8 protein-coding genes and 1 pseudogene are annotated in these 11,565 nt (G+C 56.6%); 8 read left to right on the top strand and 1 reads right to left on the bottom strand.

Features of this window, described 5'->3' with window-relative positions; all coding sequences use genetic code 11:
- Positions 1 to 129: 129 nt before the first annotated feature.
- Positions 130 to 717 (bottom strand): CHAP domain-containing protein, encoded by a 588-nt coding sequence (locus tag AC0QHF_RS27200; RefSeq protein WP_324707416.1) that lies wholly within the window; start codon positions 715 to 717, stop codon positions 130 to 132.
- 717 nt (positions 718 to 1,434) lie between these two features.
- Here AC0QHF_RS27200 and AC0QHF_RS27195 point away from each other — a divergent pair.
- The 8 genes and pseudogenes from AC0QHF_RS27195 to AC0QHF_RS27160 all read left to right on the top strand — a co-directional run.
- A complete protein-coding gene (locus AC0QHF_RS27195; RefSeq protein ID WP_324707415.1) occupies positions 1,435 to 1,698 on the top strand; it encodes a pentapeptide repeat-containing protein in 264 nt (87 codons plus the stop codon).
- Between the two features lie 576 nt (positions 1,699 to 2,274).
- A complete protein-coding gene (corA, locus tag AC0QHF_RS27190) occupies positions 2,275 to 3,465 on the top strand; it encodes a magnesium/cobalt transporter CorA (protein WP_324707414.1) in 1,191 nt (396 codons plus the stop codon).
- A 31-nt stretch (positions 3,466 to 3,496) separates the two neighbouring features.
- Positions 3,497 to 5,272: a serine/threonine-protein kinase gene (locus tag AC0QHF_RS27185; RefSeq protein ID WP_324707413.1), complete on the top strand. Its 1,776-nt coding sequence runs from the start codon at positions 3,497 to 3,499 to the stop codon at positions 5,270 to 5,272.
- Between the two features lie 62 nt (positions 5,273 to 5,334).
- Entirely contained in the window at positions 5,335 to 5,871 is a 537-nt protein-coding gene (pgsA, locus tag AC0QHF_RS27180) for a CDP-diacylglycerol--glycerol-3-phosphate 3-phosphatidyltransferase (protein ID WP_324707412.1), read from the top strand.
- A 446-nt stretch (positions 5,872 to 6,317) separates the two neighbouring features.
- A complete protein-coding gene (locus AC0QHF_RS27175; RefSeq protein ID WP_324707411.1) occupies positions 6,318 to 7,268 on the top strand; it encodes a phosphate/phosphite/phosphonate ABC transporter substrate-binding protein in 951 nt (316 codons plus the stop codon).
- 5 nt (positions 7,269 to 7,273) lie between these two features.
- Entirely contained in the window at positions 7,274 to 9,271 is a 1,998-nt protein-coding gene (locus AC0QHF_RS27170) for a sensor histidine kinase (RefSeq protein WP_324707410.1), read from the top strand.
- A gap of 347 nt (positions 9,272 to 9,618) precedes the next feature.
- The gene (locus AC0QHF_RS27165; protein WP_324707409.1) at positions 9,619 to 11,211 is read left to right on the top strand and encodes a glycoside hydrolase family 57 protein; all 1,593 of its coding nucleotides are present in this window, start codon (positions 9,619 to 9,621) and stop codon (positions 11,209 to 11,211) included.
- Between the two features lie 253 nt (positions 11,212 to 11,464).
- Positions 11,465 to 11,565, top strand: a pseudogene (locus AC0QHF_RS27160) (glutamine synthetase inactivation factor IF7A); the annotation flags it as partial.

Below are 11,565 nucleotides of genomic sequence, written 5' to 3'. Positions count from 1 at the left end.
AATCGCCAAGACACATGGAAGTTTCGGGTTCTGTTCCACGAACCGAACTGTAAACACACGAGCGCTCATTGCTATATCAGCTTTGAGCTAATCGAGACCTCCTCCATTCCCCGATATCCGATCTGAATGTTAGCCCTTGCGATCGCGTCCCGTGAGGGCATCGACTAGGTTGCGGTGGTATTCGGGAGGCTCCCCTCGATCGGATTTCGGCTTCTCCGGGGTCTGAGAGGGGGTTTGCTGGGTCGGGGGTGCGGGCTTCTGTTGGTAGGCGGGGCGTCCGAAGCCCAGAAAACACCAGGGCTCCCGGTGGCGGCGCATCACCTGTCCGCCGTTGGAGTCGTTGCCGACGGCTGTATTTCCCTCGATGCTGACCACGCTTCCATTCGACTCGATCCGTTCCACGATGCCGACATGATCGGCGATGCCGTCGCCCCGCCAGCAGTAGAAGGCGATATCTCCGACTTGCGGCTTGGAGAACCACCGCCCCTGCCTCTGGAACCAGTACACCCCGTCCTGACAGTAGGCAAATCCTTTGGCGGTGCGGATTGGTAGCGTCAGGCTGACGCGATCGAAGCAGTAGGAAATGAAAATCGCGCACCAGGGTACATAATTCATGCCGTACCAGTGACCGTATTTATTTTGATTGCTGCTTGGAGGAGATTCGCTGTAGCCAATTTCACCCACTGCAACTCGAAGCAGATCGTCTACTGTTTTCATCGGAGAATTTTCCCTAGCCATTCAATTTAAGTTATAACTCAATTTTGAGGCGATCGAGTGTTCTTAATATTCTCGATCGATCCGGTTTTTAAACTGTCCGCTTTGGGTCAAAATTGCGGTGGGAGACTCGGAGAAATAAAACGCCAATCTCCGGGGCGATCGCCACATCGCTAAACCCGAATGACTCGGTTCGATTGTGACTGTTAAACGCCCTGCCACAAGCTTTTCGAGGCGAATTAAATCCTACAGAGGGGTGAGAACCCTGGGGGCAAAAAGCCACGATGGGCGCGGACATTTAGACCTAACTTTTCGCCCGTTTCATGCCGAAAAAAAGTTCTCGACCGGGCTGGATCTGAACCCCGAACCCCTATGGACGAGTCCTTGGGTCGGGCCGTCTTCAAAGGCAGTGAGGGGTCTGACACTTCCGGGTATTTGACCGGACTGTATATCACCCGCATCTCGGCAACCGATCGCCGCTCTCGATCTATTTCTTCGGGTCGGATTCGAGTCCGGATCGATCCACAAAAATTAACAATCGCGATCGCTCCTCGGGCCGCCGCTCCTCACAATAGCCACAAACCGCCGTCACCCGGCGATCAACCGAAATTCACCCGCCGCAGCAACAAATATCACAGTTGACATCCGTGAGATCACGGATAATATAGGGTGTATCATCGAGTTTGACTCGAACCAGCCAATTTTAGGGAGGTCATTCCCATGTCGGCGAATTTTACCAAAGGGTTGTTCTACATCAATCTCCAAGGCGCAGATCTCACCAACGCCAACTTGAGCGGGGTTCGGTTAGGACGCGCCAATTTCCGCTATGCGATTTTTGAAGGGGCGAATCTCCAAGATGCCGATTTGACAGACGCCGAGAATTTGGAACCCAGCCAACTTCAGCAAGCGATCAACTGGCACTTGGCCCACTACAGCGAAACCCTGAAACAAAAACTGGGACTACATTTCAAACAAACGCCATAAAATCCTCGATTCCCATCGCTTTTTTGGCTTTTCTAAACCGGGTCGGTATCCGTCACGTCCCCACTTACGGAGATTTCCCATACCGCCGGCTTTCCCGGGCGCAGGACTCGCGCCCAAAATTAATGTAGCTATTTTTTGAGAGCTGGATTCGCGGGCGATTCCAGATTTTTTTGATCAGACCAAATCCCGATTGGCGACGGCGCACCGATCGCCAAGCCCAAAACATCTGCGACGGTGTTTCTCGGCCGACGACCCGGGTCTAAACTCGGATAAAAACAATAAATTTTAGGCTTTTTAATTGGGGTAAAATTTACCGAAAATATGGGAGAAAAAATCCGGTTTTTAAAAATGTTAAATTTTGCCGGATCGCGGCGACCGGAATGTTTCAGCAGATGGCCGGGATTCCCTCGAATTTAAAATTCGGGGGGCCGGACGTTACCAGATGGGCGACAAAGGGTAAAACCGTCGCCCCGAGGCAACTCGGAGGACACCACATTACATTTGATGAGCGATCGCGATCGCGATTCCCATCTTCGATACAATGGCAATAACGGCATTTGACGCGATCGCAAGTTTATGGCTCACAGCATCCAATCCTCCTCCCATCCCTACCTGGAACCCCCCCGAGAAGAGGAAGAAGAAGAATCCGAGTTGGATTACTTTTTTGACGAACCGGGAAGCCTCCCCGGAACCCTCGATCTCGAGCCCGACGCGCCGCCGCCGGAACTGATTTTGATCGAGTACAACGAGGCGAACGCCACCCGCAAAGTCCTCGGCAGTCCGGAAGAATGTTCCACCTACCTCGATCCGGGTTCCATCTCCTGGCTCGACGTCCAGGGGTTGGGAAACTTGGAAACCTGGCGTAAAATGTCCCAGATTTTCAACCTCCACCCCATCGCCTTGGAAGACGTGGTGAACGTCCCGCAGCGGCCGAAAGTGGTATACTACGACAATCCCGAGCATCTGGTGATCGTGGCTTGGATGGTGATGCTCAACCCCAAATCCAAAAAACTGCACAAAGAACAGGTGAGCATCATTTTGGGGGACAATTATCTGATCACCGTCCAGGAAGAACCCCAATACGATTGTTTGGAACCGGTGCGCGATCGCATCCGACTCAACAAGGGGACAATCCGCAAAAATGGGGCGGACTATCTCGCCTACGCGATCTTGGATGCCATCATCGACGAATTTTTTCCCCTACTTGAAATTTACAGCGATCGCCTGGAAGATTTGGAAGATGAGGTGCTCTTCCAACCCTCCAAAAAGACGATGGAAAGTATTTATAAAATAAAGCGGGAACTCCTAGTCCTGCGGCGGGCGATCTGGTCCCAGCGGGAAGCCTTAAATATCCTGATACGGGACAAGACGCGGCTGGTGGGGAAAAAAGTGCGAGTCTACCTGCGCGACTGTTACGACAACACGGTAAACGTCCGGGATATGTTGGAAACCTACCGAGAATTAGCTTCCGACCTAATCAGCATTTACCTGTCTTCGATGGGAAATCGCATGAATGAAGTCATGAAACTGTTGACGGTCATCTCCTCGATTTTCATTCCCCTGACCTTTATCGCCGGGGTCTACGGCATGAACTTCGACCCGGAGGCATCGCCGCTCAATATGCCGGAATTGGAGTGGTACTACGGCTATCCGGCCGCCTTGGGGGTGATGGCTCTCATCGCCGGAAGTTTGGTTTACTTTTTCTGGAAGCGGGGTTGGTTCAAGAATTATTCTCGTTTCGACCGCGAAAAATTCGGCGATCGCTAAACCGAGGGCTTCTCACTGATATTGGGAGGGAATGGCAGCCTTGACAAACGAACAGATCGTCGGCGGACGATATCGGATTATCAAATGCTTGGGAGCGGGGGGATTCGGCCGCACCTTCTTGGCGACCGACGAGCGCAACCCCACCGCCTCTCCCTGCGTCCTCAAACAGTTTTCTCCGCGATCGCAAAACCCCGAACATTTGCAAAAGGCGGCGGATTTGTTTGAACAAGAAGCCGCCCGGTTGGAAAACCTGGGCAAGCACCCTCAAATCGCCCAACTGCTCGACTCTTTCAAAATCGAAGAGAATCAATATTTGGTTCAGGAGTATATCGAAGGGAAAAATTTGCGGCAGATTTTGGAAGCTCGCGGCCGGTTCAACGAATCTCAAATCCGCTATTTGCTGGGCAATTTGCTCCCCGTTTTGGAATTCATCCACTCCCACCACATCATCCACCGGGATATCAAACCGGAGAATCTCATCCGCAGCCCCAACGGACAGTTGGTCGTCGTCGATTTCGGGGCGGCAAAACAGGCGGTCGGCAGCGCTTTATTGCGGACCGGAACCCTGATCGGGACGCCGGAATATGTGGCGCCGGAACAGTTGCGCGGGAAGGCGACTTTCGCCAGCGATCTCTACAGTTTGGGGGTGACTTGTCTGCATTTGCTCACCCAGTTGTCCCCCTTCGATTTGTTCGATACCGGGGAAGATCGTTGGGTGTGGCGGCACTATTTGGCCGACAACGCCATCGGCGACGAATTGGGTCGAATTCTCGATCGCCTCACCGAAGAGGCCACTAACCACCGCTACCAGTCCGCCGCCGAGGTGCTCCGGGATCTCGACGCCCGCCGCCCCCGACTCAACGTCATCGCCCAACCCGCCACCGTGCCCCCCCGACAGACTGGTTTGGGTTGGAAGCGCCCCCAGACCGTCAGCGACTATTGGAGTTCCGTCTCCTGCGTGGCGTTTGGCCCCGACGGCCGGATTTTGGCGGGGGGGAGTTTCGATCGCACCGTCCGACTCTGGCGGGCCGAGACGGGGGAATGGGTGGCTTCGTTCCTGACCCCCTCCCAACCGATATTGGCTGTCGCCTTCAGCCCCGACGGTCGCCTCCTGGCCGGGGGCGGCGGGGACGGGAAAGTGCACCTGTGGGACCTAGGGACCCAAAACGAACTGGGGGCGATCGCGGCCCACGGGGACGGCCGGGTGTCGATGTCCGCGGCCTTCAGTCCCCCCGGAGATGCGATCGCCACCGCCGGGGACGACGGGACCGTTCACATTTGGGACAGGGAAACCCGGGAATTGCGTCGCAGCCTGCAACACCTGCGGGGGATCAACGGCCTGGCCTACGCGCCGGACGGGGGGTTGCTCGCCACCGCCAGCAGCGATAATTCCGTCCACCTGTGGCGGCCCGACACCGGGGAGCACCTGGGACAACTCGCCGGACACCGGCGGGACGTCAACGCCCTCGCCTTCAGCGCCGACGGGCGACTTCTCGCCACCGCCAGCAGCGATCAAACCGTCAAAATTTGGGATCTGGAACGGCGGGAACTCCGACAAACCCTGACCGACCACCAGGATTGGGTGAGGACGGTGGCCTTTTTCCCGTCTCCCGATCGCGATCGCACCCCCCTCCTGGCCAGTGGCGGCGCCGATCGCACCGTCAAAATCTGGGATCTCGACCGGGAAACCGTCGTGGATACCCTTTTCGGACACGGCGATGTCAACGCCATCGCCATCAGTCCCGACGGCAAGATTCTCGCGAGCGGCAGCAGCGACAACACCTTGAAAATCTGGCGGCGGGAGTAGCGATCGCGGGATCAACCGAGATCTTGCTATGATCGAGATCCCACCCCCTCTCCCATTCAACCATGAATTTACCGACCTGGATCACCTTTTCCCGCCTGCTGGGAATTCCCTTCATCCTCTGGGGGCTGCACCACCCCACCCCCGAGATCCGCTGGATTTGTCTGGGCATTTTCCTGGCCGTCGCCGCCACCGACTGGCTGGACGGCTACCTGGCCCGAAGACTGAACCAAGTCAGCGATTTGGGCAAATTTCTCGACCCCCTGGTAGACAAATTGCTGGTGCTGGCCCCCCTGTTGGCCCTGATCGAGCTGGGACAGATCCCGGCCTGGGGGGTCTTTTTGATCGTGGGTCGGGAATTGGCGATCGCGGGGTGGCGGGTCAATCAACCGCAAATTTCCGGGGCGAACCTGTGGGGAAAAGCGAAAACCGTCTTGCAAATGGCTGCCATTTCCCTGTTGATCGCCCCCCTCCCAGCCGCCTGGGATCGACCGTCCGCGATCGCCTTTTGGGCCGCCGTCGCCGTCACCTTGATGTCCGGTTTGACCTACGTGTTCCCCTCAATTTCAATCGGGGATTTCTCTAAAAATGAGTCCCGATAACTCCACCGAATTCCCGAGTTTAGACCCTTTTTAAACGCCGCCACTGTCGGTTCGGGTGTCGGAAACATTTTCCACCATTCTGCATCCCTGAGTCCCGTCCGGGCAATCCCCCGGAAGTTTACAAAATCTTTAACAATCCGCTCGAATAACTATCCTTAATCTCGATGCCGTTCCCGGGAGACGAGGCAGACAAGTTGGCTGGGGGTCTGTTAAGATCTCGTCCAAGTCTAAATGTATACAAACTCTACCCGCTCCCCGTAAAGTGTGGCGGTGAATGGGGCACTCGGGAACCCGAAACGTGAAGGGTTGAGAACTGGGAGTTGAGGTCAATTTCCTCGATCCCGCCCGACTTTCGTGAGGGGATGGGTAGCCAGACGGGGTGATCTACTGTGTTAAGTTTTATCTGCCATTGACTGTGTAATTGAGCATTACAAGGTTTAAATCAGATGTTGCCAAATTTTTGCGGAAAACTAATATTATTAGGTCTGGTGACAGCCGTCGTGGGTTGTAGCCCCCCCGCCGCCACCCCCCCATCCCCGGAAGCCGAGGCTTCCCCCGCCGCCACCTCCGAACCGGCGGGAGAACCCATCGTTCTGGCCGACGTCTCCAAAAATGCAGCCCAGAAAATCCGGCAGTTTCAGCCGATGGCCGACTACCTCGCCGAAAATCTGGGAGAATATGACATCGGCGCGGGAGAAGTCAAAGTCGCCCCGAATCTGGAGGCGATCGCGGCGATGCTCAAAAGCGGGGAGGTCGATATCTACTTCGACAGCCCCTACCCCGCCATGCGGGTGAGCGACGCCTCGGGCGCCGAGCCGGTCCTGCGCCGCTGGAAGGGGGGAAATGCCGAGTATTTCGGCGTCATCTTCATCCGAAAAGACAGCGGCATCGAGAGCATCGAGGATTTGCAAGGCCGGACGATCGCCTTCGAGGAAGACGTCTCCACCTCCGGCTACTTCTTGCCCCTCAACTACTTGATCGACGCCGGCTTCAATCCCGTCCAAAAAGCCTCCCCCCTCGATGACGTCGCCCCGGACGAAATCGGATACGTTTTCAGCAACGACGACGAAAATACAATCCAGTGGGTGATCAGCGGAAATGTTGAGGCCGGTGCCGCCGATTTGCCCACCTTCATGGCGATTCCGGAGGAAAGTCGCTCGGCTCTGAAGATCTTGGCGGAAACCGAAAAACTCGCCCGCCATATTGTCCTGGTTCGCCCCGGCATGGACCCCGAATTGGTGGAGGGGATCAAGGCCGTGTTGATGGATATGGACAAAACGCCCGCAGGACAGGCCGTACTCGAATCCTTTGAAAAAACGGCGAAGTTCGACGCATTTCCCCCGGAAGCCGATCTGAATCGGATGCGAGAATTGTACGACCGCGTTCAGAACAGGTGAGTTGGATGGGAAAGTTCCGGAACCGACAAGTTTCGTTGGCGACCAAACTGACCTTGGCCATGACGGGCTTGGTCATCATTGTCGTAGCCAGCGTCACTTGGCTCTCCCTGCGTCGCCAGCAACAAACCTTTAAGCAGGAACTCGAACAGCAGGCGGAAATTTTACTCGAAACCCTCTCGGTGACATCCGCCGACTCCCTCTATTTTTTGGACGTCTCCTTCCTCAAGGAACTCATGGAGCAGCTCGGAACCGCCAAAATTCTGGTGTCCGGCAATATCTACGACAAGGACGGCCGGATTCTGGCCGACGCCTACCGGCGGGACGTGCTGGCCTACGGGGTGGAACCCGACCCCTGGGCCTTGCAGTTGCTCCAAAGTCGGGACACCGTTTTCGAGTGGAAGTCCGACCAACAGCGCCTGATCGCTGGTCAGGCGGTCGTCCTGGGTTCCCAACCGGTGGGGGCCGTCAGCGTCGGACTCTCGACCCAACCCCTGGAGGCGAAAATGGCGGCGGTGCGAAATCGGGGCTTGATCGCCGCCTTGGCCGCCGCCACGGCCGGCACCCTCCTGGCCCTGGTGATCAGCCGCTCGATCACCGAACCCCTCAAACAGATGACCGCCGCCACCCGGGAACTGGCCGCGGGAGACCTGGAGTTGCAGATCGACATCCAATCTCAGGACGAACTCCAGGTGCTGGCCGACTCCTTCAACAAGATGACGAAGCAGTTGCGGGATCTCATCGACAGCAAGGAACAACTGATCAAAAGTCTGGAGTTCCGGGCCGAGGCCCTGCGACAGAGCGAGGCTAAAAATCGGGCGCTCCTCAACGCCATCCCAGACCTGATGTTTCGATTCAGCCGGGACGGGGTGTTTCTGGACTTCCGGGCCTCCCGGGGCGACAATTTGATCCAGTCGATGAGCCAGTATCTCAACCGCAGCATCTACGACCTGCTGCCCAAACATCTGGCCCAGATGTATCTGGAATACGTGAGCATCGCCCTCCGCAGCCATCAGGTGCAGGTGTTCGAGTACGAGTGGTTTCTCAACGATCGCCGCCACCATTTTGAAGCCCGGATCGTCGTCAGCGGCGAAAATGAAGTCCTTGCCATCGTCCGCGATATCACCGAAAGCAAGCTGGCCCAAATCGAACTGCAGCGGGCCAAAGAGGCGGCGGAGACGGCCAACCACGCCAAGAGCGAGTTCCTCGCCAGCATGAGCCACGAACTCCGCACCCCCCTCAACGCCATCATCGGCTACAGCGACCTGCTGCGGGAGGACGCGGTGGATTTGGGCTACGCCGACTTCATCCCCGACCTCGACCAAATTCGCGCCTCGGGGCTGCACCTGCTCGCCATCATCCAGGATATTTTGGACATCTCCAAGTTGGAGTCGGGGATGATGAGCGTCTGTTTGGAAGACTTCAATATCGCCACCCTGGTCCGGGAGGTGGAGGCCCTGGTGCAGCCGTTGGTGCAGAAAAATCACAACGAACTGCGGGTCAATTGCGACCCCGACTTGGAGGGGATGCACGCCGACCGCACCAAGGTCAAACAGATCTTGCTCAACCTGTTGAGCAACGCGGCTAAATTTACCGAACGCGGGGTCGTCACCCTGAACGTCGGCTACCGCGCGCGCCACCACTCTCAGTCTCTGCCCCACCGGGCCGGCAGCAACGGCTCGGCCACTTCGGTGGCGATCGCCCCCGGCCAGTCCCGCGGCTGGGTCGCCTTTGAAGTTGGCGACACGGGCATCGGCATGACCCCGGAGCAGATGACCAAAATTTTTGAACCCTTCGAGCGGGCCGACAACTCCACCACCCGCCGCTACGAAGGGACCGGCCTGGGACTCTCCATCAGCCAGCGGTTTTGCGAGATGATGGGGGGGACCGTCACCGTCGAAAGTCAGCTCGGTTTGGGATCGACTTTTACGGCCTGTTTGCCACTGGTGGTGTCCGACAATTTATCCAAAAAAAAAATTGATTCCGCCGTCTGGGTCCCCATCTAATCCCGCTCGCACGGCCCGTTTTGATCTCGGGGTGCGGGGCGCACCGGGGGCGTTTCTCCTGGAGCTTAACCGTTGCCTTAACCGTTGCCTCCCAACTCCCGACTCCCTCATCCCGCCGCCACAGATATTGAGAGTGGATGTCAGGATTTGATCTCATTGATTGCGATCGCCCCCACCGCCTCACCCCGGAACAGCCCCGAAACTCAAACGGCGAACCTTTTTAATCCCCATTTCCTGCGATAAAATTAACCTTGCCCGAATCAGCCCATTTCGATTTAAAATCTTAAAATATTCTGCAGCCGTTCGGACTCTAGCTCCCTATAAATCCTCATTCGTTCTAAATTACTATGTCTATTGGCTATCTTGCCCTGGTCCTCCACGCCCACCTCCCCTTTGTCCGACACCCCGAAAGCGACTACGTATTGGAGGAAGAGTGGCTCTTTGAAGCCATCACGGAAACCTACATCCCCCTGATCAAAATGTTCGAGGGATTGAAGCGGGACGGCGTCGAGTTCAAACTGACGATGAGTTTGACTCCCCCCCTGGTCGCCATGCTGCGAGATCCCCTCCTCCAAGAGCGCTACGACAAACACCTCGCCAAACTGCAGGAATTGGTCGCCCGGGAAGTCGAACACAACCAACACAACGGCCACCTCGTCTACCTCGCCGAACACTACGTCGAAGAATTTGCGGAAGCCCGCACCCTCTGGGAGCGCTACGGCGGCGATTTGGTCACAGCCTTCAAACAATTCCAAGATTCCAACAACCTGGAGATCATCACCTGCGGCGCCACCCACGGCTACCTGCCCCTGATGAAAATGTACCCCCAGGCGGTACAAGCCCAAATTCAAGTCGCCTGCGAACACTACGAAGACAACTTCGGTCGCCCCCCCCGGGGCATCTGGCTCCCCGAATGCGCCTACTACAACGGCCTGGAACGCCACGTCGCCGACGCCGGCCTGCGCTACTTCCTCACCGACGGCCACGGCGTCCTCTACGCTCAACCCCGCCCCCGCTTCGGCACCTACGCCCCCATCTTCACGGAAACTGGTGTCGCCGTCTTCGCCCGCGACCACGAGTCCTCCCAGCAGGTCTGGTCTTCCCTGGTGGGATATCCGGGTTCCCCGGAATATCGAGAATTTTACAAGGATTTGGGCTGGGAAGCCGAATACGAATATATTAAACCCTATATCATGCCCAACGGCCAGCGGAAAAATACGGGCATCAAGTACCACAAAATTACCGGCCGGGGATTGGGACTCGGGGATAAGGAACTCTACGACCCCTATTGGGCCCGACAAAAAGCCGCCGAACACGCCGGGAACTTCATGTTCAACCGGGAGCGGCAGGTCGAACACCTGCACGGCATCATGCAGCGCCCCCCCATCATCGTTTCCCCCTACGATGCCGAACTGTTCGGCCACTGGTGGTATGAGGGACCCTGGTTCCTCGATTGCCTGTTCCGCAAGACCTGGTTCGACCAGGACGTTTACGCTATGAGCCATTTGGCGGATTACTTGCAGGCTTACCCCACCCAGCAGGTGTGCCGTCCGGCTCAGTCGAGTTGGGGGTACAAGGGGTTTCACGAATATTGGCTCAACCACAGCAATTCCTGGATTTATCCCCACCTGCACAAGGCCGCGGAGCGGATGATCTCCCTGGCCTGTCGGGAGGCGACGGACGATTTGGAGTTGCGGGCCCTCAACCAGGCGGCTCGGGAGTTGCTTCTGGCCCAATCCTCTGACTGGGCGTTTATCATGAGCTCCGGGACGATGGTCCCCTACGCCGTGCGCCGGACGCGATCGCACCTGATGCGCTTCAACAAACTTTATGATGACATTAAGGTTGAGAAGATCGATTCGGGCTGGCTGGAAAAGGTTGAATATTTGGATAATATCTTCCCCAACATCAATTACAAAGTCTACCGACCTGCCCTGTAGCGGGAGTTTCAGCCCTTATCGGCGATCGGTGCCCCCCCGCCTCCCGACCCGGAACCCCGACAATTGGATGCCATTTCCCCAGCCCGGAAGCGGGTTTGGGGTCATTTTTTTGCCCATCCCCACGCCACTTTATAAGAAAGAATGTTAAATTTTGTAAAGTAAAGGCGTTTTGTAAAATAGACTACAGAATTTTATAGTATAGTGATAAGCATAAGGAAAAAAAACAACTCAACTCATCAGGAGGACTCGACCCATGTCTACCCAAGATCAAGCCAGAGCATTGATGATGCGCCATCACCAGACCGTCAAGAACCGCCAGCAGGCGATGTTGAACCGCTCCGCGGCCGAAGTCGG

Source organism: Lyngbya sp. CCY1209, from assembly GCF_055795065.1.
This window is presented reverse-complemented; position numbering and strand designations above follow the sequence as displayed.